This is a genomic window from Spirochaeta thermophila DSM 6578 (assembly GCF_000184345.1).
Taxonomy (GTDB): Bacteria; Spirochaetota; Spirochaetia; order Winmispirales; family Winmispiraceae; genus Winmispira; species Winmispira thermophila.
Window position 1 is genome coordinate 1,985,108 of record NC_017583.1, and the last position, 23,479, is coordinate 2,008,586.

28 protein-coding genes and 2 tRNA genes are annotated in these 23,479 nt (G+C 61.9%); 12 read left to right on the forward strand and 18 right to left on the reverse strand.

Going from position 1 to position 23,479, the window contains the following annotated elements:
• Nucleotides 1-69: 69 nt before the first annotated feature.
• Nucleotides 70-435: a nucleotidyltransferase domain-containing protein gene (locus SPITH_RS09010; protein ID WP_052296282.1), complete on the forward strand. Its 366-nt coding sequence runs from the start codon at nt 70-72 to the stop codon at nt 433-435.
• Nucleotides 432-815 (forward strand): HEPN domain-containing protein, encoded by a 384-nt coding sequence (locus SPITH_RS09015; RefSeq protein ID WP_014625354.1) that lies wholly within the window; start codon nt 432-434, stop codon nt 813-815. Before SPITH_RS09010 ends, SPITH_RS09015 begins: the two co-directional genes overlap by 4 nt.
• 70 nt (nt 816-885) lie before the next feature.
• Here the strand turns inward: SPITH_RS09015 and SPITH_RS09020 are convergent.
• A tRNA-Gly gene (locus SPITH_RS09020) sits at nt 886-957 on the reverse strand.
• Nucleotides 958-1,225: 268 nt separating this feature from the next.
• Here SPITH_RS09020 and SPITH_RS09025 point away from each other — a divergent pair.
• Nucleotides 1,226-2,329, forward strand: a complete 1,104-nt coding sequence (locus SPITH_RS09025; protein ID WP_014625355.1) for a class I SAM-dependent RNA methyltransferase — start codon at nt 1,226-1,228, stop codon at nt 2,327-2,329.
• Nucleotides 2,330-2,450: 121 nt separating this feature from the next.
• Nucleotides 2,451-3,098 (forward strand): hypothetical protein, encoded by a 648-nt coding sequence (locus SPITH_RS09030; protein WP_014625356.1) that lies wholly within the window; start codon nt 2,451-2,453, stop codon nt 3,096-3,098.
• A 55-nt stretch (nt 3,099-3,153) separates the two neighbouring features.
• On the opposite strand, the gene SPITH_RS09035 is transcribed toward SPITH_RS09030, so the two are convergent.
• From SPITH_RS09035 to SPITH_RS09075, 9 genes are all read right to left on the reverse strand, one after another.
• Complete coding sequence (locus tag SPITH_RS09035) at nt 3,154-3,555, reverse strand: hypothetical protein (protein ID WP_014625357.1); 402 nt, start codon at nt 3,553-3,555, stop codon at nt 3,154-3,156.
• A gap of 13 nt (nt 3,556-3,568) precedes the next feature.
• Complete coding sequence (locus SPITH_RS09040) at nt 3,569-4,195, reverse strand: hypothetical protein (RefSeq protein WP_014625358.1); 627 nt, start codon at nt 4,193-4,195, stop codon at nt 3,569-3,571.
• A gap of 16 nt (nt 4,196-4,211) precedes the next feature.
• Nucleotides 4,212-4,439, reverse strand: coding sequence for a hypothetical protein (locus tag SPITH_RS09045; protein ID WP_014625359.1), 228 nt, complete (start codon nt 4,437-4,439; stop codon nt 4,212-4,214).
• A 32-nt stretch (nt 4,440-4,471) separates the two neighbouring features.
• Entirely contained in the window at nt 4,472-6,811 is a 2,340-nt protein-coding gene (locus SPITH_RS09050) for an endonuclease MutS2 (RefSeq protein WP_245523373.1), read from the reverse strand.
• 135 nt (nt 6,812-6,946) lie between these two features.
• A complete protein-coding gene (locus tag SPITH_RS09055) occupies nt 6,947-8,347 on the reverse strand; it encodes a PEGA domain-containing protein (RefSeq protein WP_081467752.1) in 1,401 nt (466 codons plus the stop codon).
• A gap of 139 nt (nt 8,348-8,486) precedes the next feature.
• Nucleotides 8,487-8,972 carry a hypothetical protein gene (locus SPITH_RS09060; protein WP_014625362.1) on the reverse strand — a complete coding sequence of 162 codons (486 nt, stop codon included), beginning with the start codon at nt 8,970-8,972 and terminating at the stop codon, nt 8,487-8,489.
• An 83-nt stretch (nt 8,973-9,055) separates the two neighbouring features.
• A complete protein-coding gene (rsgA, locus tag SPITH_RS09065; RefSeq protein WP_014625363.1) occupies nt 9,056-9,988 on the reverse strand; it encodes a ribosome small subunit-dependent GTPase A in 933 nt (310 codons plus the stop codon).
• Nucleotides 9,985-10,845 (reverse strand): glutamate racemase, encoded by an 861-nt coding sequence (gene murI / locus SPITH_RS09070; protein WP_014625364.1) that lies wholly within the window; start codon nt 10,843-10,845, stop codon nt 9,985-9,987. Before murI ends, rsgA begins: the two co-directional genes overlap by 4 nt.
• On the reverse strand, nt 10,778-11,059 hold the full coding sequence (locus tag SPITH_RS09075; protein ID WP_014625365.1) for a hypothetical protein: 282 nt from the start codon (nt 11,057-11,059) through the stop codon (nt 10,778-10,780). The genes murI and SPITH_RS09075 overlap by 68 nt, the downstream gene beginning before the upstream one ends.
• 49 nt (nt 11,060-11,108) lie before the next feature.
• Here SPITH_RS09075 and SPITH_RS09080 point away from each other — a divergent pair, with 49 nt between their 5' ends.
• Nucleotides 11,109-11,717, forward strand: a complete 609-nt coding sequence (locus SPITH_RS09080; RefSeq protein ID WP_014625366.1) for a pentapeptide repeat-containing protein — start codon at nt 11,109-11,111, stop codon at nt 11,715-11,717.
• Nucleotides 11,714-12,307, forward strand: coding sequence for an MBL fold metallo-hydrolase (locus tag SPITH_RS09085; RefSeq protein WP_014625367.1), 594 nt, complete (start codon nt 11,714-11,716; stop codon nt 12,305-12,307). Before SPITH_RS09080 ends, SPITH_RS09085 begins: the two co-directional genes overlap by 4 nt.
• On the opposite strand, the gene SPITH_RS09090 is transcribed toward SPITH_RS09085, so the two are convergent.
• The 3 genes from SPITH_RS09090 to SPITH_RS09100 are packed head-to-tail and all read right to left on the reverse strand — an operon-like array spanning nt 12,255 to nt 14,402.
• The gene (locus SPITH_RS09090; protein ID WP_014625368.1) at nt 12,255-13,214 is read right to left on the reverse strand and encodes an RluA family pseudouridine synthase; all 960 of its coding nucleotides are present in this window, start codon (nt 13,212-13,214) and stop codon (nt 12,255-12,257) included. The two genes, SPITH_RS09085 and SPITH_RS09090, sit on opposite strands and share 53 nt — an antisense overlap.
• Nucleotides 13,207-13,713: a hypothetical protein gene (locus tag SPITH_RS09095; RefSeq protein WP_014625369.1), complete on the reverse strand. Its 507-nt coding sequence runs from the start codon at nt 13,711-13,713 to the stop codon at nt 13,207-13,209. The genes SPITH_RS09090 and SPITH_RS09095 overlap by 8 nt, the downstream gene beginning before the upstream one ends.
• Nucleotides 13,710-14,402 (reverse strand): YggS family pyridoxal phosphate-dependent enzyme, encoded by a 693-nt coding sequence (locus SPITH_RS09100; protein ID WP_014625370.1) that lies wholly within the window; start codon nt 14,400-14,402, stop codon nt 13,710-13,712. The genes SPITH_RS09095 and SPITH_RS09100 overlap by 4 nt, the downstream gene beginning before the upstream one ends.
• A gap of 132 nt (nt 14,403-14,534) precedes the next feature.
• Between SPITH_RS09100 and pdxS the strand changes: the two genes are divergently transcribed.
• From pdxS to ispH, 3 genes are read left to right on the forward strand one after another with little or no spacing between them, the layout of a single operon-like run.
• Nucleotides 14,535-15,440, forward strand: a complete 906-nt coding sequence (gene pdxS / locus SPITH_RS09105; protein ID WP_014625371.1) for a pyridoxal 5'-phosphate synthase lyase subunit PdxS — start codon at nt 14,535-14,537, stop codon at nt 15,438-15,440.
• Nucleotides 15,441-15,443: 3 nt separating this feature from the next.
• Nucleotides 15,444-16,031: a pyridoxal 5'-phosphate synthase glutaminase subunit PdxT gene (pdxT, locus tag SPITH_RS09110; protein ID WP_014625372.1), complete on the forward strand. Its 588-nt coding sequence runs from the start codon at nt 15,444-15,446 to the stop codon at nt 16,029-16,031.
• Nucleotides 16,032-16,043: 12 nt separating this feature from the next.
• Nucleotides 16,044-16,949 carry a 4-hydroxy-3-methylbut-2-enyl diphosphate reductase gene (gene ispH, locus SPITH_RS09115; protein ID WP_014625373.1) on the forward strand — a complete coding sequence of 302 codons (906 nt, stop codon included), beginning with the start codon at nt 16,044-16,046 and terminating at the stop codon, nt 16,947-16,949.
• Here ispH and SPITH_RS09120 read toward each other — a convergent pair.
• Complete coding sequence (locus SPITH_RS09120; protein WP_014625374.1) at nt 16,927-18,000, reverse strand: polyprenyl synthetase family protein; 1,074 nt, start codon at nt 17,998-18,000, stop codon at nt 16,927-16,929. The genes ispH and SPITH_RS09120 overlap by 23 nt on opposite strands.
• Before the next feature lie 120 nt (nt 18,001-18,120).
• Between SPITH_RS09120 and SPITH_RS09125 the strand changes: the two genes are divergently transcribed.
• A complete protein-coding gene (locus tag SPITH_RS09125; RefSeq protein ID WP_014625375.1) occupies nt 18,121-18,705 on the forward strand; it encodes an FKBP-type peptidyl-prolyl cis-trans isomerase in 585 nt (194 codons plus the stop codon).
• On the opposite strand, the gene SPITH_RS09130 is transcribed toward SPITH_RS09125, so the two are convergent.
• Nucleotides 18,686-19,981: a DUF401 family protein gene (locus SPITH_RS09130; RefSeq protein ID WP_014625376.1), complete on the reverse strand. Its 1,296-nt coding sequence runs from the start codon at nt 19,979-19,981 to the stop codon at nt 18,686-18,688. The genes SPITH_RS09125 and SPITH_RS09130 overlap by 20 nt on opposite strands.
• Nucleotides 19,982-20,059: 78 nt before the next feature.
• Here SPITH_RS09130 and ilvB point away from each other — a divergent pair, with 78 nt between their 5' ends.
• Both ilvB and ilvN read left to right on the forward strand, forming a co-directional pair.
• Nucleotides 20,060-21,775 (forward strand): biosynthetic-type acetolactate synthase large subunit, encoded by a 1,716-nt coding sequence (gene ilvB / locus SPITH_RS09135; RefSeq protein ID WP_014625377.1) that lies wholly within the window; start codon nt 20,060-20,062, stop codon nt 21,773-21,775.
• Between the two features lies 1 nt (nt 21,776).
• Entirely contained in the window at nt 21,777-22,319 is a 543-nt protein-coding gene (gene ilvN / locus SPITH_RS09140) for an acetolactate synthase small subunit (protein ID WP_014625378.1), read from the forward strand.
• 179 nt (nt 22,320-22,498) lie between these two features.
• Here the strand turns inward: ilvN and SPITH_RS09145 are convergent.
• From SPITH_RS09145 to SPITH_RS09155, 3 genes are all read right to left on the reverse strand, one after another.
• Nucleotides 22,499-22,572 (reverse strand) — tRNA-Val (locus tag SPITH_RS09145).
• A 1-nt stretch (nt 22,573) separates the two neighbouring features.
• On the reverse strand, nt 22,574-23,011 hold the full coding sequence (locus SPITH_RS09150; protein ID WP_013314494.1) for a response regulator: 438 nt from the start codon (nt 23,009-23,011) through the stop codon (nt 22,574-22,576).
• The gene (locus SPITH_RS09155) at nt 23,008-23,478 is read right to left on the reverse strand and encodes a chemotaxis protein CheX (protein ID WP_014625379.1); all 471 of its coding nucleotides are present in this window, start codon (nt 23,476-23,478) and stop codon (nt 23,008-23,010) included. Before SPITH_RS09155 ends, SPITH_RS09150 begins: the two co-directional genes overlap by 4 nt.
• Nucleotide 23,479 lies beyond the last annotated feature (1 nt).

Sequence of the window (23,479 nt, forward strand, 5' to 3'; positions counted from 1 at the left end):
GGAGGGGTGACTTTTTTGCCACACGGATCTCTCATTGCAGAATCCCCATACTCCTGATAGGATACATATATGAGTATTCCTCATCGAGGCAAGGATATGGGAGAACAAGTTGCCAAAGAAACTATACGTACTGCGAAGGCCGTGATCAAAGAAGAAGTTGAAAAGGCGGGCTTTCATCTGGTACGTATTCTTCTTTTTGGCTCACGGGCCCGAGGAGATAGCACTTCACACAGCGACTGGGATTTCTACGTGGTGGTCGATACACCGATCGATTTTCCCACGAAACGGCGTGTAGCCGGGAGCATACAAATGAGACTCGCAGAGCAGCACATCTTCTGTGATATCATCATCCAGAGCCGGGAAGCGTTTACTCACCTTAGCCGTTCAAAGAATACCATTTCTTACCTGGCCCGCACCGAAGGAATAAGGATATGAGCGAGCAGGTAGAGAAATGGCTCCTTAAAGCAGAGCACGACCTCATCGTAGCGAGAAACGAGAGTAAGATAGAGGGGGCTCCTACCGATGTAATATGCTTTCACTGTCAACAAGCAGTGGAAAAGTATCTCAAAGCATTTCTCACCCACCATCAGGTCGATATGCGCAGAACCCACAACATTGCAGAACTTCTCACTCTCTGTATCGAGAAGGATAGAGACTTTGAAGAATTAAAAAAGCGCCGTATCTACGAGCTCACCATCTACGCGGTACAGGTCCGCTATCCCGATGACTTCTACATCCCCTCGCCTGAAGAGACTACAGAGGCACTCACAATGGCCGAATACACCCGGGCCTTTGTTATGAGGAAGCTCTCGTAGCACGCACCCCGCGAGCCCCCCATGCTCCTTAAAGAAACACACCCCTCGATCCCGAGGGGTGTGTGCTTCGAGCGAGCGAGGGGAATCGAACCCCCATCACCAGCTTGGGAAGCTGGGGTAATAGCCATTATACGACGCTCGCCTGTGTGGAATCTATAATAGCGAAAACCATCCTCTTTGGCAAGAGCTTTTTCACGCACGGGACTCTCAAGAAGGAACAGCGCACCGGGGCATGCGAGGATGCCCCCCTTCCCGAACGCGGGTGATTCCCCATCCGGCACATGGTTCCAATACCCCTCTCTCAACCCTTTTGGGCAGGTCGGTTTTTCTCACAAGGGAAGGGGCTGGGCACTAGGCGGCGGGGTGAGGGTGGATGAAGCTGGGCCTGGTGAGGTAGGATTGGGCTCGGTATGGAGCGGTATGTTCTTACGGTTGAGAAGCTGATTCCCGGTGGGCTCGGGTTGTGCCGACACGAGGGACGTGTGGTGATGGTGCCTGATGTGGTGGATGGGGAGGTGGTGGAGGTGGAGGTGGTCGCGCGGCACAGCGACTACGATGAGGGGGTGCTGGTGGGGGTGAGGGAGGGGGCGGCGGCGCGAGTGGCGCCGAGGTGCGGGTACTACGGTGTGTGTGGGGGGTGCGCGCTCCAACACGTGGCGTACGACCACCAGGTGGAGGTGAAGCGAGGGTGGCTGGAGGAGCACCTGAGGCGGGCGGGGGTGGGTGAGGTGCCGGAGTGCGAGGTGTACGCAGGGTCGGCGTACGGGTACCGGAGCAGGGTGCAGGTACAGGTGGAGGGGGGAAGGCCAGGGTTCCTGGGGCGCGATCTCACGCACGTGGCGGTGGAGGGGTGCGCGGTGGCACACCCGGCGTGCGGGCCGGCCTTCCGGAGGGAGTACCGGATTGAGAGGGGGAAGGTGCCATTCGTGGGATGGGAAGGGCGGCTGTGGGGCGGGGAGGAGCCGGAGGAGTTCTGCGTGGAGGTGGGGGGGTACGTGTTCCATGGGAGGACAGACCTGTTCTTCCAGAGCAATCTATTCGGGCTGGAGCGACTGCTCGGGTGGCTGGAGGGGGTGGTGCCGGCAGGGGATGGGGGGGAGGCGTGGGACCTGTACGCAGGGGTGGGGGTGTTCTCACAGGTGCTGGCGCGGAGAGGGTGGCGGCCGCGGCTGGTGGAGAGCGCGGTGGCGTCGCTGGGGTATGCGGAGCAGGCGCTGGGGGGAGGGGCGGCGTATGTGGGGGTGTCGGCGGAGCGGTTCCTGCGGGGGTATAGGGGGGTGGTGCCAGGGATGGTGGTGGCAGACCCGCCGAGAGGCGGGCTCTCGCGCACGGTGCGCGCCTTCTTCGAGGGGCAGGGGGTGCCGCTGTTGGTCTACATCTCGTGCAATACCGCCACCTTCGCCCGAGACGTGGCGCATCTGGTGTGGGCCGGCTACCGGCTCACACGGTTGGCCTTCTTTGACTTCTATCCCCAGACCCCTCACATGGAAGTCGCAGGCGTGCTCTCCAAATAAAAATCACTTAAAAACTCTAAGCTCAACCCTGAAATTTCCTCCTCTCTGCGTTAAGTATTGTAGATATAGGAGACGTTGTCTCCACTTGCGTTACCAAACGTCCATTAGAAAGGAGTATGGTATGAAGAAGAGATATTTCCAGCATCAAATACTTGGGGTATTGTTGATGTTGTCTCTCATTCTGTTCTTCAGCCTCACTGGCTGCGACACCGGTGCTGAAGGAGAAATTGCTTTCTTGGGAGCGTGGAGGATCCTCCTGGTGGAAGAACTCTCTCCTGATCAGAAAACAATAGCATATCCTGTGGATATATTCATGAACTCAGGAGATGACGACGATGATGGAGATGGATGGATCGATTGTGATGTGGATGGGGATGGTGAAGAAGAGGAGCTCTACTTCTCCATTTATGTGGCTATGGGTGAGGACACATTCAATTTCTACGTGAAATTGGACGGAGATGATCCTGGTGGCTCCATGTTTGAGAATGATCCGTGGCCAACTATAGGTGTCACAGGATTCGGTATGTACCGGAGCATAGAAGACAGCGGAGAGGTCACTGAGATCGATGAAGACTCGTTCGTGGCGACCCAATCAGAAGGCCATGTAAAAGCAACGTGCAGTATCCAGGGAGATGTGCTGACCCTTCACGTGTGGACCTACGATGATCAGAACGAATTAGTAAAAGAAGATATAGTCACGGCCCAGCGTCCCACACCTGAAGAACAGGAAGAGATGGAAAACGCCCCCGACTTCGTGGGATTATACTGACGTGAAAACAAGGATAAAACACTCTCCTCACTCGCTGGGCAAGCGCCCAGCGGGTTCATGTGTCTTCTCGCAAAGAAAGATCCCCCACGATCTTGTAGACCTCTCCGTCTTTCACCACCCTAAAGTGCCTATCCGGGAAGGTCTCGTCGAGCAGTTTCTGGAGGTAGCTGAGCGCATCGTGGAGAATGGTCTCTTTGAGGGAAGGGTCCACGTGGGAGAGGGTGGCAATGCGCAGGTCCACCACATACCCCTTGCCGTAGCGTGTCCCAAACCCGGGTGAGAAGCTCGCCCCTATGGAGAACAGACCGTCCTGGTCTTTGCTCGAGGTGGCACCTCGTGGCGGCCGCACGGGGTGCAGGGGATACAGCCCTTCATACCGCTCCTCGAGGTAATCATCTACCCTGTCGAAGAGATCCTTGAGCCTCTTCTCGAAGGCCACGAGGTAGGGATGTTCCACATCACCCTCCCGACTACCAGCTCACCTTCCAGGTAGTGGGGGCCTTGTTTTGAAGGATGTCGGAGATGGTGAGCACGAGGCGAGCGGTACGGTCATCCACCTGCTCGCCCGGTTCCCACGAGGAGAGGCGGGCAGGGCCCCTCACCTGCCAGGACACTGTGTAGTCTCCGAAGAAGGCCTCGACAAAGGCCCGGGTATCCTCATCGAACTCGGCCTCCTCAGGGGTGTAGAGGGTGATGGTAAAGCTGTTCCCCTCGCGGCGCACCCCCTGACCGCCGCGTGCGAGCCATGCATCGAGGGCCTCCACCGAAGCGAAGCCGAGTTCCATCTCGATGATGATGTGTTCGTCGGTCTCTTCCGTAGCGTACGATCGCAACGTGAGGCCGGGATGTTCCTCGAGGTCCTGCTCGAGAGCCTCTCGCGAAAAAGGAACCGGAAGGAGAGGATCGGGATGCTCGAAGTTCGGAGGCTCCTCCATGGTCTCGGTCGCGATGAGCGCCCTGGGTATGGTGTAGGTGATACCACACACACCGCTCCCGTCCCGATCGAGCGAGAGGTTCACCTCCTCGGATATGCATGAGGTGAAGAGAAGAAGTCCGAGGGTGAGAAGGTGTGAGAGCCTCTTACATCGGGATCCCATGGAATCTCCTTTCCTATTATTCTGGTGCATTTTGCGTGATGTCCTCCTGATCGGGCGTCACCTTGCCCGGGGTGGGGGCGGGCTTTTCCTCAAACTCCGGGAGCTTTCCCCGTATCACTTTGGAATGTCGGTTCACCGCGGCGAGGTAGAGGATGATGAGGAATCCTACGAAGAAGACCGCGGTCATGAGGAGTACTTCCCAGCGCGTGAAGACACGCAGGTAGAGGAGAAACTCCTGCACCATACCCTGATACTACCCCCACCCCCCTCCCCCGCTCAACCCCCCTCCCCCTGCCGCAGCCACACGAGCGTCCGCCCGAACCCACCCTGCTCCGGCGGGGCGAACTGAAACCGCTCCACATGAGGGTGCGCCCGCAGGAGGTCGTGCACCCCCTTCTGGAGCACCCCCGTCCCCGTGCCGTGCACCACACTCACCTCCCGCACCCCCGCCAGCACCGCCCGGTCGAGCCACTCCTCCACCGCCCGCCGCGCCTCCTCCAGTCGCATGCCACGCACATCCAGCACCACCGGCACCCCGCGCACCGCCTCCCGCTCCACCACCACCTCCGGCCCCCTCCCCTCTTCCCCCTCTCCTCTGTCTATCGGCACGAGCTCCTCAGCCTCCAGCATCAACCGCATGGTGGGAAACTGCACCACCCACTTCCCCCGCTTCTCCTCCACCACCACCCCCTCCGCCTTTGTCCGCACGTGCCGCACCCGCATCCCCGGAACCACCCGCACCCCAGGCCGCCTCCGCTCTTGCACCCGCGCCACCCGCTCCGCCTCCCGGACGATCCGCTCCTCCACCCCTGCCACCACCTCCCGCGCCCGCCTCTCCGCCTCTCGCCTCCCCTCCCGTACCTCCCGCACCGCCTCCTCCACCCGTCTCCGCGCCTCCTGCACGAACTCCCGCAGATCCCTCACCCCCTCCTTCCTCAGCTGAGCCTCTCGCACTGCGCACGCCTCCTCCCGCTCCCTGAGCGCCTTCTCCCACTCCTCCAGGGATGCCTTAAGCCGGGCCACCTCCTCCTCACGCCGCGCGAGCTCCTGCTCCCGGGCGAGCAGGTTGCGGATGAGCACCGACACCTCCTGCCCCCGGCCCGACAGGTACTCCTCAGCCCTCCGGCACACCTCCTCCGGCACCCCCATCCGCCGGGCGATCGCCAGGGCATAACTCGCCCCCGGCACCCCCGGCGTGATCGTGTAGAGCGGCCTGAGGCTCTCCTCGTCGAAGTTCACGCTCGCGTTCATCACCCCCGGCGTGGCGTACGCGTACGCCTTGAGCGCCGCCTGGTGCGTGGTCACCAGCACCCAGCTCCCACGCCGCCGCAACTCCTCCAGCACCGCCACCGAGAGCGCACCCCCCTCTTCCGGATCCGTGCCAGAACCCAGCTCATCGAGGAGCACGAGCGAACGCTCATCCGCCTCGCGGAGCACCTCGGCCACCCGCTTCATGTAGGCCGAAAACGTGGACAGCTCACTCTGGAGCGACTGCTCATCGCCCAGCACCACCAGCACCCGGTCGCACACCGGAAGCACGGTGCCCTCCTCTGCCGGCACCTCCATACCGAACTGGTGCATGAGCACCGCAAGCCCCAGCGTCTTGAGGAAGACCGTTTTCCCACCCGCATTCGCACCAGAGAGCACACAGATTCGCACCCCCTCCTCATAGGCAAAATCCACCGGCACCGCCTTCTCGCCAAGAAGCGGATGCCGCAGCTTCCTCCCCACCGGTCTCTCTCCCCTCGCAGGCGCCACACACCGATGCACCGCCCCATAGCGCGCCTTGGCATAGGCCGCATCGAGCACGCCCAGCACCCCCTGGGCGTACTCCACCTCGGCCCACCTGGCCCGTACCCGCTGAGAAAGCTGTCCCAGCAGCCGCTCCACCACCTCCCGGTAGCGGTTCTGCTCCTGCACGAGCAGGTTGTTCTGCTCCACGATCTCGAACGGCTCTATGTAGGCCGTGGCCCCGCTCGATGACACCTCGTGCACGATCCCCCTCACCCTTCCCCTGAAATTGATGTTCACGGGCAACACCGTACGCCCCTCACGCTGGGTAGGCACCGCAGCCCTGAATACCCCCTCGTACGAAGGATCATGCAGGTACCGATACGCAATCCGTTCTATCTCCTCCTGAATACCCAGGATACGCTGTCTAATCTGACGCAGCTCGGGAACATTCTCCTCCCGTATCTCAGGCGGAAAGGCAATGTAGCGCGAGAGAAGCTCATACTCACCAGAAAAATCAGGAAGCATACGCGCCGGCTCTGAGAGCGGAGGAAGCTCAGAGGAGACGAGCACCTCCCTGAGGCGCATGAGGGCCTCGAACCACAACATGTAGGCGCACAGATCTTCAAGCGAAAGCCGTGTGCCCTCAGTTCTGAGCATCGTCTGAAGAGAGGCAATATCAGGGAATGAAGAGGGAAGCTCCACACCCCGCGCGATGAGCGTACGCCACGCGCCTACCCGGGAGAGCTCTTCCTCTATAAGGGAAACCTCGGTAAAAAATCCCTGCTCTGCGAGCCTCCGTCTTCCCTCCTCGCTCAATGCATACGAAGCCACCTCTTCGAGAATGAGAGAAAACTCAAGCCGTTCCACCGAGCGCGCATCCATGCCCCCATGGTACGGCAAGCCGCACACTTCCGCAACACCCGCACACAAAAACACCGGGAGGACGTCCTCCCGGTGCCTCACATACCACCTCTCATCTTTCACATCCCACCCCACAGCAGGGGACCATATGCTTCCCTACAGCACCACTCCCATCATGAGCTTGAGTCCCCATGCTTCCAGGTAGTCAAAATCGAACGTATTGGCCGAAAACCGAAAGAGGAAGTTCCGCGAGAGAGGAATAAACATACCGAGCTCCATTCCCCACGGCCATACCACGGGAATCTGCTCCTCCATGTTCTCGAACCCCCTGGGAAACAGCACGGTCACAAGCCACGCAGCGGAAAGCGAAAAATCAGGCCCATCCGCCGGGCTTCCTATGCCCATCACCAGGTCGAGCCGTGAGCCATACCCTACCATGCGTTCTGCAGCAAGTTCAGCATCTATCGAGAAAAACGAAGAGGGGAAATAGAACGACAGCGATCCCCACCAGCCAGTACGGCCCTCCTCCGGGGGAAGAAGCGCCACGCCTCCACCATCTACAGCCGATGCCAGGGTGACGGTACTCGTACCCCACCCGGAGGAAACCCCTATCGCACGTTCCCTCTCGAGTCCGGCAAAGAGGGGCCTTTTCTCCTTAAGCCTGAAGGAGAGGTTCAGGGTCTGGCCGGGCTGCACCTCCACCTTTTTCGTCTCAGCGTGATACCCCTCGCGCTCCACCCTCACACGGTGTGTCCCGGATGTAACCCGCACCTCCACCGGCGCACTCCCCATGAATCTCTCATCCACAAACACGTCTGCTCCCACATCGGCATCTATCACCAGCCCGGCCTCATCGCGCACAAGCGAAGCCTCAACACGGTAGATGCGCGGCTCATGAACCCGAACGATTGTCTCGTACGGTACGTATTCGTCCATCTCTATCTTCACGCGATAGGTATGGCGCTCGGCCTGCTCTACCCTGAAGGGGGTCTCGCCTGCGTACTTTCCGTTGATGTACACCCGCGCCCCTGTGGGGACACTCGTGATGAACAGGAGAGACTTCCCTTCTGCAGTATCTGATCCAGGGAGAGCCTCTTTAAAGAACTGCGCAGCAAGCGAGCGGGCAAGCAGCGTACAGGCACTCTCCAGATCGCTCAGGGTACGGGCCGTACCTGTCTCTGCGGCCACCATCCGCCCTGTCTCCACGTCGAGCATGCGGGCCGCCAGGAGTACCACATCGCCAATGGCCTGCAGTTCTCCTATCACCACATACTGGGCTGTGAGCACCTTTCCCAGACGTATGGCAGAGGAAGGATCAGTCACATCGGAGAGACTGAGCTCCTGCTGGGAGAGGACGGCCTCCATATCCCTGCGCGTGATCACGTCAAACCGACTCTCCTTGATGAAGGCAGTCTCCACAAAGGAGGTGGCGGCCTTCGCCACCTTTGAGAGCCGGTAGTCGCTCTGAAAGGGGAAAATAGAAATACGGACATCGGATGCCCACAGGTGACCCACCATCCACACAAACAACAAAAGCAGTCCTCTTCGCATCCACATTCCCTCATCTCCCTCCTTGTGTCGAGAACTATCAGGCTACGATATGTGGCACGCCCACGTTATTAAACCTAGCGTATTTCTTTCTGATATACAACCGGAAGTCATCCGCTCTACGAGCCCCTGGGACGTGGCAGATTCTTTATTGTGCTCTCTCCTCCCCCTCACAGGAAAGGTCCTGCCAGCGGACCATACCGTGGGGAAGCTCCCGGTTGAGGGGGGGAAGCTCGCCGTACCGCTTGAAGTAGCACTTGAGGAGCCATTCCTCCTGCCGCTTGGCCTCAGAGGGCGAGGTGAGGCACACGTAGGTGTACTGGATCGCCCACTCACCCTCCTCGATGCGACGGGCAAAGGCCTCCACATTTTTTAGAAGGAAAAAAGCGAGCTTTCCCTCGGCATGACGGGCCCTTCTGCGACGCAGGGCCTCATGGAACCTCAGGAGCCGTCTCCTTATGCTCCGTGCCCTTCCTACGTGGAGGATGCCCTCTTCATCGATGCCGAGGAAGCGGGGAATGGGGACAGGTCGTCCGGTCCCATCCACCAGGCGGAGACGGTAGACCGAAGGGGTGTCGGGAAGCCGGTGGGACGGGATCCCATCCACAGGTCTCCATGTATACCATGCGAGCATCGCGGGCCTCTCCTCGACGAAGTATCCGACGGCAGTCCGCAGCGCGCCCTCTCATGGGGAGGGTGCGGCCGGGGTCCGGCCTCTCACCCGTACTCCTCCTGCTCGAGGAGCTCGAGCTCCTCCCGCAGCCTGAGGTAGCTCTCGTAGCGCTCGGGGTCGATGCGACCTTTCATCACCGCCTCTTTCACCGCGCAGTCGGGCTCGTCCATGTGCTGGCACGAGGGATAGGCACACTCCTTGGCATAGGGCTCGAATTCGCGGAAGCACCACCCCACATCACGGGAGGAGGTCCCGTAGGGCACGAACTCACGCACCCCCGGGGTATCGATCACCTCGAAGCCCCGGGCATGGAAGAGGCGTGAGTAGTTGGTGACGTGCGAGCCACGGTTGTACTTGCGCGAGATCTCCCCCACCCGCTGGCCTGCGCCGGGCACGAGGGTGTTGAGGAGCGACGACTTGCCCACCCCCGATTGCCCCACGAGCACCACGGTTTTTCCTTGAAAGAAGGCCACCAGGTCGGCAATGCCCTCGCCGGTTTTCACCGAGATCATCCGCACATGGTAGCCGATGTCGGCATAGAGCGAGAGGCGACGCGCCACCTCGGGCGGGACCCCGAGGTCCTTTTTATTGAGAAGGACGAGGGCTTCAGCACCTTCCACAAGCTCTGCGGCCACGAGGACCCGGTCGATGAAGCGCGGTCTGAAGGGCGGCTGGTCTGGGCTCGTGAGGCACACCAGCAGGTCCACGTTGGCAGCCAGCGTCTGAGGGGCTTTGCGCTTGAGGTTGTAGCGAACAAAGGCGTTCTTCCGTTCGAGCCTGCGCTCGATGGAGCCCTTGTGCTCCTCGATGGGGTCTTCCTCGAACTCCACCCGGTCGCCGGGGGCGAGGGGGTTGTAGTCTCCTACGGCATCCTCGAGGACTTTTCCTTTTATACGGCACTCGTAGAGGGCGCCCGTGCCTTCCTCCTCTACGGTGAAGATGTTGTTGATGCCCATGAGCACCAGGCCTCTTCTCATTCGAGCACACCTCCAAAGGAGAGTCCGTAGTGCCGGGTGAACCTGAGATACCGACCCTCGGGTGGGGTCCGTCCGGTGAGGTAGAACGAGGCGGTAGAGGGGCCCCTCCTCCCACAGGGGAGGTACGAGAGAAGGTGGCCGAGCCTCCGGCCCACTCCTTCCCGGGAGTCTATCACCTGCACGTGCTCCCCTGCGAGGGAGCGGATCTGGGCTTCGAGGAACACGAAGTGGGTGCAGCCGAGCACGATGGTGTCGGCGCCCTGGGCCACACAGCGGTCCACCGCCTCCCGGACTGCGGTGCGGCGTTCCTCTCCGGAGGCGTCGATGAAGCGGTGTTCCACAAACTCCACGATGTGCGGGGAAGGGACCTTCACCACTCGCGCACCGTTCGCATAGGTGGCGATGAGCTCATCGGTGTAGAAATCCCGCAAGGTGCGCTCGGTCGCAAGGAGTCCTACGACGCCTGTACGGGTGAGGGAGGCGGCAGGTTTGATGGCGGGCACCACGCCCACGAAGGGGATCGCGTACCGGGCACGCAGGGCGGGCAGACCCACCACCGAGGCGGTGTTGCACGCGAGGACCACGAGCTTCGGCCTGAACCGGCGAAGCAGGCCGGCCACGAGGTCCACGAGGATGGCCTCGAGCTCTTCGTGGGATCTGGGGCCGTAGGGGAAGTGGGCCCTGTCGGCGACATAGACGAACTCCTCGCCCTCGATGTGATTGAGGGCCCACAGAAGGTAGGGGATACCGCCTATCCCAGAATCCAGGAAGAGCACCGGCCGGCACGGGTCATCCAAAGAGGTCTTCAAGCGCTTTGCGAGCTCTTCTTCGTTCCTCCGCGTTCCTGTCTCCTGCATGGTCCTCTTCCCTCGGTGTGAAGTAGTCGCAGAAATTGGCCCTGTCCTTCTCGGCGACCCGTTCGGGGATGGTCTCCCTGCACTCCCAGTGGGCGTTGGGATCGTAGAATCTACAGTTGAGGCAGACCCGTGCCTCCTTGCCACAGGAGGGGCAGAGCGTGGAGCGGTACACCTTCTCCACCTCGATGGGCGCCCCGCAGGCATGACACCTCATGGTGTGTATTCTAATTGTAAAATCCACGGAAATAAAGTATCCTGTGTACATGTTCGTCCCTACGCCGTGTGCACATGAGGGATGTCCGGGTTTTGCCGTCTCGGGGTACGATCGGTGTTTCTCCCATCTTACGGCCGATGAACAGGATGCGTTCGCCTCCCGGATACGTGAGATGCTCACCCGGCAGGAGCGGATCACCGATCTCTCGCTCTCGGGCATGGACCTTTCGGGGCTTCCGCTCTCGGGGAAGCGGCTGTATGCCTGCAATCTCTCCGGATGTCGTCTCTCGACCACCAGGGTGGAGAAGCTCCTGCTTAGACTCTGTTTCCTGGACGGGAGTGTCTTCGAGGGGGTGACCTTCACCGGCCTGGATACGAACTTCTGCAGTTTTGCGGGGTCGCGTGTGGTGGGATGTACGCTGGAGGAGTCTGATGTACTCACCTCCAATTTCAACGGCAGCATCTTCGAGGAGAGCGAGTTCAAGAGCTGCGATCTCTACCACTCACGCTTCATGCTGAGCTCGCTCAGGAAGATGCGTTTCTACGACTGCAACCTGAAGCGTACGTACTTCATCGGGGCCTCGTTGGAGGAGGTGTCGTTCCCCTACTCCAACGACGAGGATGCCTACTTCGAGCCGAAGGAGGAGACGCCGCTGTGAAAGTCTTCGCCCACTTCTCGCTCCCGGGGTTCTCCAACACGTACCTGGTGGGTCCCGAGGAAGGGGGAGATGCGATCCTGGTGGATCCGGGGTGCTTCGACGAGTACCTCCTCAACCTGGTGGAAGATCACGGCTACTACGTCCGGCACGTGCTGGTCACCCACGGCCACCGCAACCACTACCAGGGGATCAAGACGATTCTCAGGATCTACGACGCCACGGTGTACGCGAATACGCCGCACCTCGATGGGGTGCTGTGCGAGATGGTGCACGAGGGGCGGCGGCTCGATCTGGGGTGGGTGGAGGTGAGGGTGCTCTCCCTTCCCGGTCACTCGCGGGACTCGGTGGCGTATGTGATGGGGCCGTACGTGTTCACGGGCGATGCCCTCACCTCGGGGAAGGTGGGAAGTCCGGTGAATCCTCAGGGGAAGGCGCTCCTCATCGCCTACCTCAACCAGAAGCTGCTCGCGCTTCCGGAGCACTACATCGTGTTTCCGGGGCACGGCCCCCCCACCACGGTTCGCACCGAGGCGGCGTTCAACGTGGATCTCCGTCTGACGCCCGGGCGAGGGACCGGAGTACCGTTTTGAAACGGTGAGGAAGCGGGGCCCTGAAGGTGAGGAGGCCCCTCCCGGGTATGCGGATGGTGAGGAGATAGGCGTGGAGCATGAGGGTGGCGTCGGGGAAGCGGGGGTCGGGGCGGGCGTAGAGGGGGTCGCCGAGGATGGGGCAGCCGAGCGCGGCGGTGTGGACGCGGAGCTGGTGGGTGCGGCCGGTGGTGGGGTAGAGGGCGACGAAGGAGTGGGTGCCGAAGGCGGCGAGGAGGCGGTAGCGGGTGTGGGAGTACTTGCCCCGGTCCGGCCTCGAGAGGAGGGTGAACTTCTTGCGGTGCACAGGGTCACGGGCGAGGTGGCCTTCGATCTCTCCTTCCCGGGCGGGGGGGGTGCCTTTGAGTACGGCGAGGTAGAGTTTCTTCGTCTCCTTTTCCTTGAACTGTGTGGCGAGGAAGTGGTGGGTGGCGGGGTCTTTGGCCACCACGAGGACGCCCGAGGTGTCTTTGTCGAGGCGGTGGACAATGCCGATGCGCAGGCGTTCTTCGTCGTCGAGGTCGTCCGAAGAGGCGCGGGTGGCGAGTTCGTGCGAGTAGTGGAGGAGGCCGTGGACGAGGGTGCCGGTGGGGTTGCCCGCCCCGGGGTGTACCACGAGGCCCTGGGGTTTGTCGATAACGAGGCAGTGCGGGTCTTCGTAGAGGACGGTGAAGGGAACGGGTTCGGGGGTGAGATCGGGTGGGGCTTCGGGGAGGAGGGTGCCGGCGATGCGGGCGCCGGCGTGGACGCGCTGGGAGGGTTTGGCGGGCCGACCGTCGAGGGCAAGATCGGCGATGCGCTGCTTGACCTGGCTGCGGGTGATGCCGAGGAGTTCGGCGAGGGCCTGGTCGAGACGGAGTCCGTCGAGGTGGGGGGGGACGTGGAGGGAGAAGGGGGTGGGGTCAGTCATGGGCCTCCCCGGATGCGGGGTAGGTAGCGAAGGGGGAGGGTGCGGCGTGAAGGGGGGCGGGCCGGAGGGGAAGGAGGGGGTGAGAGGCCTGGGGGGCGGGGGTGGGGGCCGGGGCGGCGGGCCGGGAGGAGCGGCGGCGAGCCACGATGAGGGCGTCGATGAAGGCGGCCGCGAGCGAGATGCCGCCGGCGATGAGGTAGATGCGGAGGTGCTCCTCGTCGGAGAGTGGCTCGCCGCCGGGCTGGGTGAAGGGGGCGGGGGCGTAGCGGGGATCCCAGTCGTGGGTGGCGTAGCGGTAGAGGGAGTACCCGAGGTTGGTGAACAGGAGGGCAAAGGGGAAGATGCCCAGTGAGATGATCTCGAACCGGCGGATGGTGTGCGCCCAGGTGGGGAACTCCTCGGGCCGGTAGGGTTCGTAGGGCGGGGGGGTGGCCTCGGGGGAGAGGGGGGCGAGGGGGAGGGCGAGGAGGACGAGGAGGGAGGTGAGGCGGGCTCTCACGGGGCACGCTCCCCGAAGAGCACCGTACCCAGGCGGAGGATGGTGCTCCCCTCCTCGATCGCGATGGGATAGTCGTTGCTCATGCCCATGGAGAGTTCGGCGAGGGGGAGCGAGGGGAAGGCCTTCTGCATACGAGAGGCCAGCTCGCGCAGGCCCCCGAACACGGCCCGGATCACCCTCTCGTCGTCGGTGTAGGGCGCCATGGTCATGAAGCCCCGCACCTCGAGGGCGGGACTTGCGGCGAGGCGCTCGAGGGCCTGGGCCACCTCTTCCTCGGTGCGGAACCCGTACTTGGTCTCCTCCCCTGAGAGGTTCACCTCGACGAGCACAGGGAGCCTCCCTTCCCGATCCCCCCACGCCTTCTCCAGGGCCTCGATGAGGGGGATGCGATCGACCGAGTGGATGCAGGAGAAGAGCTCCACCGCCTTCCTGGCCTTGTTGCGCTGGAGGTGGCCGATGAGGTGGAGCTCGGCATCGGGGGGAAAGGCCTCTCGCTTGGAGGCGGCCTCCTGGAGCCTGTTCTCGCCGAAGAGCCTGATGCCCGCACGGTAGGCGTCTGCAATCGCCTCAGGGCCGTGGAGCTTGGTGACGGCCATCACCCGCACCTCCTCCGGCCGCCTCCCCGCTTTCACGCACCGTTCCCTCACCTCGTCGAGGATGCGTCGTATGTGTTCCTCCCGCTCCCTCATCTCTTTTGGTTATAGCACAAGGACAACGATGAGAAAAGGCCGCCGCCGGCCCTCAGCCCCTTTGTCTTACCTTGACGCTCAGGGATCGATTGGCATATTGTTTTCCATGATACCATCCGGAGAGGGAAGGCTATGAGCGAGAAGCTGTGGTCCGAACGTCAGACTGCGACCTGGCGCACCAAGGTGGGGCTCGCCGAGATGCTCAAAGGCGGGGTCATCATGGATGTGGTGACGCCGGAGCAGGCGCGTATCGCGGAGGATGCAGGAGCTGCGGCGGTGATGGCGCTCGAGAGGGTGCCTGCAGATATCCGCGCCCACGGTGGGGTGGCGCGCATGTCCGATCCCGAGATCATCATCCGGATCCAGGAGGCGGTCTCCATCCCGGTGATGGCGAAGTGCCGCATAGGACACTTCGTCGAGGCACAGATCCTGGAGGCCCTGGGGGTCGACTTCATCGACGAGAGCGAGGTGCTCACCCCTGCAGACGAGGAGCACCACATCTGGAAGCACGATTTCAAGGTGCCGTTCGTGTGTGGGTGCCGCGATCTGGGCGAGGCCCTCAGGCGGATAGGCGAGGGTGCGGCCATGATCCGTACCAAGGGAGAGGCCGGCACGGGCGACGTGGTGGAGGCGGTTCGACACATGCGCGCGGTGATGAACGGGATACGCAGGCTCACCACCTTGAGCGACGAACAGCTCATGACCGAAGCGAAGCGTCTGGGCGCTCCGTTCGACGTGCTGCACGAGGTGGCGAAGACCGGCAAGCTCCCGGTACCCAACTTCTCCGCCGGAGGCATCGCCACCCCGGCCGATGCCGCGCTCATGATGCAGCTCGGGGCCGAGGCCGTCTTCGTGGGCTCCGGGATCTTCAAGTCGGAGAATCCTGCCAAACGGGCCAAGGCCATCGTGGAGGCCGTCACCTACTACAACGACCCGAAGAAGCTCGCCGAGATCTCCCGGGGGTTGGGCGAGCCCATGCACGGGATCGAGGTGCGCACCATCGAAGAGGGCAGACAGCTCGCACAGCGAGGCTGGTGAGGGATGAGGGTAGGGATACTGGGACTGCAGGGCGACTTCGCCCTGCATCAGCGTATGCTCACCTCCTTGGGAGTGGAGACGAGGATCGTCCGCTCGATGGAAGACCTCGAAGACTGCGCCTCGCTGGTGATACCCGGCGGTGAGAGCACCACCATGGGGGGGCTCCTCGTCCGTTTCGGCATGCTCGAGGCCCTCTCGGCCCGCATAAGGGAGGGCCTTCCCGTGTTCGGGACCTGTGCGGGCGCCATTCTCCTCGCCCGAGAGATCATCGGGTATCCCGACCAGCCCCGGCTCGGAGTCCTCGATATCGCGATAGAGAGGAATGCCTACGGCAGGCAGAAGGAGAGCTTCGAGACCGACGTGCTCATCCCCTCCCTCAGGGACCAGCCCTATCGGGCGGTCTTCATCAGGGCGCCCATCATCCGCGCGGTGGGACCCGGAGTCGAGGTGCTCGCCTGGTTCGAAGACCTTCCCATCCTGGTGCGCCGGGGACACATCCTGGCCGCCACCTTCCATCCGGAACTCACCGACGATCCGTACATCCACCGGTACTTCCTTGAACAAGTGGCCTCGCGGCTCACGGTCCGGTGACGAGGAGTTCTCATGGAGATACTCGCCCCCCGATTTTCGGGATTCTGCCCGGGCGTGAAGAAGGCGGAAGATGCACTCCTTGCACTCCGCAACGGCACGGATGAACCGCTCTACGTCCTCGGCGAGCTCATCCACAACCACCACTTCATCGAGGAACTCGAACGACGGCGCATCCATACCGTCTCACGTATAGAGGACATCCCCGAGGGGGCCCATGTGGTCATCAGGACACACGGTATCCCACGGGAGGTGGAGGAGCGCCTCAGGGAACGATTTCGTGTCACCGACCTCACCTGCTTCAAGGTCAAGGCCCTCCAGAAGGTCATCCTCGACCATGACCGAGCCGGATACGCCGTACTCATAAGCGGCAAGAGGAAACATCCGGAAGTACAGGGACTCGTGAGCTACGCCCGGAAGGTGTGGGTGCTGGAGACGAGCGAGGAGATCGAGTCGTTCTTTCGAGACGTGAAGGAAGACCCCACCCACCCCCTGCACCCCCCGCAACCCGTGCTCCTCGTCTCCCAGACCACCGCCCCCCACTCCCTCTTCGAGGCCCTCACCACCTCAGCCCGCACCCACCTCCCCCGTCACACCCTCGCCGTCCACAACTCCATCTGCCCCATCACCACCCACAGGGAAGAGGCCGCCCTCGTACTCCAGGACCAGGTGGACCTCACCCTCGTGATAGGCGATCCCTCATCCTCCAACGCCACCAAGCTCTACGAGCGGCTCAAGGCGCACAACCCCGCCACCTGGTTCATCACCTCGGTGGACGACCTTCCAGCCCTGCACCCCCACCTCCGCCGGGCCACCCGCATCCAGCTCGTCTCCTCCTCCTCCTCCCCCCCCAGCCAGGAACACGCGATCCGCACCTACCTCCTCACCCACTACGGGACTACGCCCTCCTGGTCAGATTGAACACCGCGAGCTCCTCGAGCAACCTCCTCCCCTCCTCCCCCACGCCCAGCCCCGCCATCCGCTCCTCCACCCGCCGCACATACCCCTCCACCAGGCGCCCCACCTCCTCCCGCACCCCCCGCTCCTCCACCATCCTCCGCACCCATCCGAGCTCCTCCTCCCCCACCTCCCCTCCCCAGACCCCATCCAACCGCCGCCGCTCCTCCCCCTCGAGCCGCTCCCGCAGGAGCACCCAGAACACTGTCCGCTTCCCCTCCCGCACATCGCTCCCCGCAGGCTTCCCTATCTCCTCCTCGCTCCCGAACAACCCCAGCTCATCGTCCCGTATCTGGAACACCACCCCCAGGAGCTCCCCCACCTCCTCGAGCGCCCCCCGCACCCCCTCGTCCGCCCCTGCGAGCAGCGCCCCCAGCGAGAGCGGCACCGAGAAGGTGTAGCGCCCCGTCTTGTAGCGGTACACCCGCAGCACATCGTCGAGACTCACCCCCCCGCCCGTCGCCCCGTACCACACATCGTCCATCTGCGCCACCCCCACCCGCGCGTACTCCTCGGCCACGCACCGCAGGAGCGCGTCCCGCATCGCCGCCCCCCTCCCCACCCCGGCGAGCAACCCGAACCCCAGGAAAAACGCCACATCCCCCACACACACCGCGAGCGCCTCCCCCACCCTCCGTGCCTCACGCACCCCCTCCTCATCCGCCCGCCCCTCGTATTGTGCGAACATCGAAGGACCACCGCGTCTCACCCTGTCCCTGTCCATCACATCGTCGTGCACCAGGAGCCCCGACTGGAAGAGCTCCAGCGCCGCCCCCACCCGGGCACACCACTCCTCCGGTGCCCCACCACACACCCTCGCCCCTGCCCACACGAGCGCCCCCCGCACCAACTTCCCCCTCCGCACAAACCCGAAGAGACGCTCCACCGCATCCTCCCCCCACCGCCCCGTCCCGGACACCACACGCCGCGCCATCTCCTCACCCTCCTCCAGCACCCCCTCTATCGCACCTCTCGCCCGACCATACAGATCCTGCCACAACGACACATCTCCCATGCACACCTCCAGGTTCAGCATACTACGGATCGCCCTCCCTTTATGCAAGGACCGCATTCATCCCGTTTATCCCCTTCTCGACACATGTTATACTGCCGATGTTGGAAGAAGGGAGGTCACATGAACAAGCACGCCCTCACTCTCGCGGCCCTCATCGCGCTCATCACCACCGGCTGTCGGACCACCACATCCGAGAGCCCCGAGACACCCCCGGAACCCACCTACAGCGTGGAAAGCGGCATGCTCGTCCAGCTCGCCTACACCGGCACCTTTCCCGACGGCACCCAGTTCGCCCACGCCCCCGAAACGGCCCCCCTGACCGTCATCATCGGGAGAGGCATGCTCATCCCCGGCCTGGAAGAAGGCATCATGGGAATGCACGCAGGCGAAGAGCGCACCGTGGTCGTCCCGCCCGGGAAAGGCTACGGCTCCCGTCACGAGAAGGCCGTCCAGACATTCTCGTGGGATGAACTCCCCGAGATGGATCGGACGACACTCAAGAAAGGAGCACTCATCGCCGTCAACACCAAACAAGGCATCGTCCCCGCCACCGTGGTCTCGGTTTCCGACAAGGGCCTCACCCTCGACTTCAACCACCCCCTCGCGGGAAAGACCCTCATCTTCAACGTCCACATCCTCACCGTCCGCCCCCCCTCCCCGGAAGAGGAACGTATGCTCACACCGTTCACCATCCAAGCGCCTTGAGGACGAAGAAATATCCACCCGCCCCCGCGGCGATCACGAAAAGCGGCACGGCGAGCAACCGCATATTCCGGAAGAGGTGTGACTCGAAGTACTCACTACTCACCACGAAACACACGTGGAGAGGCGAGAGCATCATTCCGATGTACCCCGCCACATAGGCGAGCATCACATACGGCCCCACCCGCTCAACCCCCATACCGGAAAGGAGCCCCATCACCACCGGGAAGCTCACCCCCACGAATCCCACGGCGATCCCCAGAACCAATCCCGCAATGAACGGAAGGAACACCAGGACGACCACCGGGGGAATCCCCGCCCCCGAGAGCGAGCCGGCGATCCGCTCGGCCAGAGTCCCCCCGTCCGCGGGAAACTCGAACAGGAAACCGTAGACCCTGATGAGCATCACCAGAAGCACGAGACTCCACAACCGCTTCCCGAAAAACACCCCCCGCACCTTCCCACCGGGGATACCCGTCCTCACGAGGAGCACCGCGATCGCCGACCACACCCCCAGCGCCAACCACAGATACCGTCCTCCCCTGACCCCGGGGAACAGGACGCTCCCGAGGACATACACCCCCAACACGATCCCGATCTCGAGAAACGGCGCACGCAACCCATCCCGGGCCTCGTCATCTTCTCCCGACCTCTGCCCTCCTTCCGCACTGATCACCGACCTCAGGTAGACCACATATCCCACCACCAGGGCGAGCACCATGAAGACCGCGTGGTTTCTCATGAACGAGAGCGTACTCATCCCGGAGAGCTCCACGGCCAGGAGCACACCCGGATAGAGCGGCAGCCAGTACTCCCAGAGATGCCTGAACCAGTAGTTCACCACCGCACGCTGGGCACCGGAGAGCCTCTCCGATCTGTCCGCACGGGCTACCATGGGCGCAGAGAAGATGGCCCCTCCCGGCATGGGCAGCAACCCCACCACGGCGGGAAACACCGCGAGGCTCCAGGGATACCGCACGCGTCTCTCCACGATCCGAACCACGGAATCCACGAGCCCCGCTTCTTTCAATAGAGACGAAAGGGCCATCACCCCTATGATGACGAGGAAGAAGAAGAGCATCGGGAGCGTGAAGGCCCTCCCCGGCAGGAACGAAAGAAAGAAATCCTCGATCGGTATGCCGTAGAACAGTATCATACCCACCATGCCTACCAAAATGGAAATCGTAATATTTTTTAGAAACAGGTAGGCGATGACGATGAGCGAAAAAACCACCAAGAGCACGAGAAGGTCGGAAATCTGCACAAAAAAAGCCACCATATCCTCCTCTTTTCTTGACACATATCAGAATCAGGTATATTCTGTAATCTATATCATACCGGAGCAAAGGACAAGCATATGACAGGTCAGCAGAAAAAAGGTGCAGAAGTGGTCATCGACCTCATCCATCGACAGGGAGTGGAGTACATCTTCGGCATCCCCGGTGGAGCCGCCATTCCACTCTATGACGCCCTGGTCGACTCCGGCATCAAGTTCATCCTCACCCGTCACGAACAAGGAGCCACCCACATGGCGGACGGGTATGCCAGGGCGAGCGGCAAAGCGGCGGTGGTACTGGTCACCTCCGGCCCCGGGGCCACCAACACCGTCACCGGCATCTTCACCGCCTACATGGACTCCTCTCCGGTCGTCGTCATCACCGGGCAGCAGACGCGCAACAACCTGGGACTCGACGCCTTCCAGGAAGCCGATGTCTCGGGAATCACCTACCCCATCGTGAAACACTCGTACCTCGTGAAAGACCCCAAGGAACTCCCCCGTATCGTCCGCGAGGCCTTCCACCTCGCCACCACGGGAAGACCCGGCCCGATCCTCATCGACATCCCCAAGGACATCTCCAACTCCCTCATAGAACCCGACTACGACGAGGAGTTCCATCTCGAGGGGTACAAAGTCCAGGTTGAAGGCGACACGGAAAAGATAGAGGAAGCCGCACGGCTCCTCCACGAAGCCAAACGCCCCGTGCTCCTCGTGGGTCACGGCGCCATCATCTCCGGAGCCGAGAAGGCAGTGCGCCACCTTGCGGAGAAACTCCAGATCCCTGTGACCACCACTCTGCTCGGCAAAGGGGCCTTCCCCGAGACACACGAGCTCAGTCTCGGGATGCTCGGTATGCACGGGACGGCATACGCCAACATGGCCGTGGACAACTGCGACCTCATCGTCTCCATCGGCTCCAGGTGGGACGACCGCATCACCGGAGACGTCTCCCGATTCTGCGTGAACGCCAAGAAGATCCACATCGACATCGATCCGGCCGAGATCAACAAGATCATCAAGGTCGATGTGGGCATCGTGGGCGACGCGCGCCACGTGGTGGAGGCCCTCGCCGGGATCAGCAGACGAGGAGACACCACGGACTGGCTCAAACAGATCAACCGGTGGAAACGCCAGTATCCACTCAAGTATCGGAAAGAGGGCAAACTCAAGGCCCAGCACGTGATAGAGGAACTCTACCGGCAGACGGGAGGAAAGGCCGTGGTGGTGACCGACGTGGGACAGCACCAGATGTGGGCGGCCCAGTACTACAAGGTGGACTCCCCCCGGAACTGGATCTCCTCCGGAGGAGCCGGAACCATGGGCTTCGGCCTGCCCGCGGCCATAGGAGCACAGTTCGCCCGCCCCGACGAGACGGTCGTGGCCATCGTGGGTGATGGAGGCTTCCAGATGACCTTCTTCGAACTCGCCACCGCGGTGATCCACAGGCTCCCCATAAAGATCGTGGTGATCAACAACCGGTATCTCGGTATGGTGCGTCAGTGGCAACACCTCTTCTACGAGAACCGGCTCTCCGGCGTGGATCTCGAAGGCAGCCCCGACTTCGTGAAGCTCGCCCGGAGCTTCGGGTGCAAGGCCTTCCGTCTGCGAAGGCCGGGCGACGTGAGGCGGGTGGTCGAGCAGGCACTCTCCTACAACGACGGCCCTTGCCTCATCGACGCAGAGGTGGAGAAAGAGGAGAACGTCTTCCCCATGATTCCGGCCGGCGCCGCCATCAGCGAAATGATCCTCGAACCACCTCGAAGACGACTCAAGAGACCCGTAAGGAGCAGGTGATATGGCACAGGAACAGATCATCACGAACAACAACGGCAGGAATCAGGCCAGCGAGCGTCACGCGATAAGCCTCTACGTGGCGAACAAACCGGGAGTCCTCATCCGGATCGCCCTCGTATTCGCGCGGCGGGGTTACAACATCGACAGCCTCGTGGTCTCCGAATCGGCCACCAATCCAGACTTCTCGGTGATGAACATCGTGGCCACCGGTGAACGCAAGGGGCTGGAACAGATCATCAAGCAGCTCAACAAGCTGGTAGACGTAGTCCATGCGAGCGATCGCACCGGGGAGGACATCATCCAGAGGGAACTCGCCCTCATCAAGGTCAACTGTCCCGCCGAGGTCAGAACGGACATTCTCCAAGCCGGCGAGGCCCTCGGATGCGAGATCCTCAACCTCACGGAGGACAAGATCATCCTACAGGCGGTGGGCGATCCCGAGAGGATCGATACAATCCTCAGGGTCTTCCAGCCCTACGGCATCCTGGAGAGCATGCGTACCGGCAAGGTGCTCATGGCCAAGGGAAGCGAGTTCACCCCCTGAGTACAGGGCAAAGCACAGCAGAAGCCGGGAGAATCCCGGCTTTTTTTATAGTTTCCTGTAAGCCATTGAGGAGACCCCACGTCCCCTTCCAGAGGCATGTGAGTCCGCATGACCTGATGCAAGAATCGTATACACAAAAAACAAAACCCCGCACTTCTTTGCGGGGTTTCTATTTATCTTGGGCGGTAGTGGATTCGAACCACCGACCCCTTGCATGTCAAGCAAGTGCTCTAACCAACTGAGCTAACCGCCCATCAGCGTTTCAGGGCCATGATGATACGCTCGAGGACCTTCTTCCTGTCGAGCGGTTTCACTATATAATTTTTTGCGCCGAGAAGCAAGGACTTCTTGACGAGGTCCTGTTTCCCCAGCGCGCTTATCATGACGACACGGGCATTCTTGTCGAATTCCATGATTTTTTCAAGGGCCGTTACGCCGTCCATCTTCGGCATGGTGATATCCATGGTCACCAAGTCCACCTTCGGATAGAGTTCCTTGTACTTCTCGACGGCCTCCTCGCCGTCCCCCGCCGTGGCGATGATCTCGAACCCCTCGGAGGCGAGGATCTGACTTATCTGCTTGGTGACAAACATGGAATCATCCACCACCAGCACGCGATACGGTTCCCCGTTCTCCTTGATCCCTTCAGGCCGCCGCTCGTTGATACTGGGAAAATCCGCTTTGGTCTTCATACAGCCCTCCGCTCCCGGATTGCCACGTTTATCTCCACCTTTCCCTGAGGCACCTCCATGGGCACGATGAGCGCCTCCACCTCGGGATCCGTCACCTCCATGTTGTCCCCTGTGAAGATGGCCGGGGGAGTCAGATCGAATCGAAATCCCAATTCATGGAGCTTCGTCACCGCCTGGGCGGTGATCATGTTGGCGAGCTCGGTGATGGTGGCCTTCACCAGTTCATCGAGCTTGGTGAGTTCCTCCCCGTTCATCACCGAAGCAACTTTGAGCGCGGTCTCCTTCGACATATCGAACAATACCCGCCCCTCCACGTCACCGGCGAGGCCCACCACCGCCGCCACCCCAAGGACCGGCATGGTCGTCGACTTAAGGAAGAGCTCCCCCCTCCGCACCTCGCCACCCAGGACCTCTTTGAGTACATAGTACGCAGACTCGACAAAGGGGTTGATGTACTCTACCCGCATA

Coding starts and splice junctions, on each gene's coding strand:
- SPITH_RS09010 (WP_052296282.1), top strand. CDS start 70: ATGAGTATTCCTCATCGAGGCAAGGATATGGGAGAACAAGTTGCCAAA.
- SPITH_RS09015 (WP_014625354.1), top strand. CDS start 432: ATGAGCGAGCAGGTAGAGAAATGGCTCCTTAAAGCAGAGCACGACCTC.
- SPITH_RS09025 (WP_014625355.1), top strand. CDS start 1,226: ATGGAGCGGTATGTTCTTACGGTTGAGAAGCTGATTCCCGGTGGGCTC.
- SPITH_RS09030 (WP_014625356.1), top strand. CDS start 2,451: ATGAAGAAGAGATATTTCCAGCATCAAATACTTGGGGTATTGTTGATG.
- SPITH_RS09040 (WP_014625358.1), bottom strand. CDS start 4,195: ATGGGATCCCGATGTAAGAGGCTCTCACACCTTCTCACCCTCGGACTT.
- SPITH_RS09045 (WP_014625359.1), bottom strand. CDS start 4,439: ATGGTGCAGGAGTTTCTCCTCTACCTGCGTGTCTTCACGCGCTGGGAA.
- SPITH_RS09050 (WP_245523373.1), bottom strand. CDS start 6,811: ATGGATGCGCGCTCGGTGGAACGGCTTGAGTTTTCTCTCATTCTCGAA.
- SPITH_RS09055 (WP_081467752.1), bottom strand. CDS start 8,347: ATGTGGATGCGAAGAGGACTGCTTTTGTTGTTTGTGTGGATGGTGGGT.
- SPITH_RS09060 (WP_014625362.1), bottom strand. CDS start 8,972: ATGCTCGCATGGTATACATGGAGACCTGTGGATGGGATCCCGTCCCAC.
- rsgA (WP_014625363.1), bottom strand. CDS start 9,988: ATGAGAAGAGGCCTGGTGCTCATGGGCATCAACAACATCTTCACCGTA.
- murI (WP_014625364.1), bottom strand. CDS start 10,845: ATGCAGGAGACAGGAACGCGGAGGAACGAAGAAGAGCTCGCAAAGCGC.
- SPITH_RS09075 (WP_014625365.1), bottom strand. CDS start 11,059: ATGAGGTGTCATGCCTGCGGGGCGCCCATCGAGGTGGAGAAGGTGTAC.
- SPITH_RS09080 (WP_014625366.1), top strand. CDS start 11,109: ATGTTCGTCCCTACGCCGTGTGCACATGAGGGATGTCCGGGTTTTGCC.
- SPITH_RS09090 (WP_014625368.1), bottom strand. CDS start 13,214: ATGACTGACCCCACCCCCTTCTCCCTCCACGTCCCCCCCCACCTCGAC.
- SPITH_RS09100 (WP_014625370.1), bottom strand. CDS start 14,402: ATGAGGGAGCGGGAGGAACACATACGACGCATCCTCGACGAGGTGAGG.
- pdxS (WP_014625371.1), top strand. CDS start 14,535: ATGAGCGAGAAGCTGTGGTCCGAACGTCAGACTGCGACCTGGCGCACC.
- pdxT (WP_014625372.1), top strand. CDS start 15,444: ATGAGGGTAGGGATACTGGGACTGCAGGGCGACTTCGCCCTGCATCAG.
- ispH (WP_014625373.1), top strand. CDS start 16,044: ATGGAGATACTCGCCCCCCGATTTTCGGGATTCTGCCCGGGCGTGAAG.
- SPITH_RS09120 (WP_014625374.1), bottom strand. CDS start 18,000: ATGGGAGATGTGTCGTTGTGGCAGGATCTGTATGGTCGGGCGAGAGGT.
- SPITH_RS09125 (WP_014625375.1), top strand. CDS start 18,121: ATGAACAAGCACGCCCTCACTCTCGCGGCCCTCATCGCGCTCATCACC.
- SPITH_RS09130 (WP_014625376.1), bottom strand. CDS start 19,981: ATGGTGGCTTTTTTTGTGCAGATTTCCGACCTTCTCGTGCTCTTGGTG.
- ilvB (WP_014625377.1), top strand. CDS start 20,060: ATGACAGGTCAGCAGAAAAAAGGTGCAGAAGTGGTCATCGACCTCATC.
- ilvN (WP_014625378.1), top strand. CDS start 21,777: ATGGCACAGGAACAGATCATCACGAACAACAACGGCAGGAATCAGGCC.
- SPITH_RS09150 (WP_013314494.1), bottom strand. CDS start 23,011: ATGAAGACCAAAGCGGATTTTCCCAGTATCAACGAGCGGCGGCCTGAA.
- SPITH_RS09155 (WP_014625379.1), bottom strand. CDS start 23,478: ATGCGGGTAGAGTACATCAACCCCTTTGTCGAGTCTGCGTACTATGTA.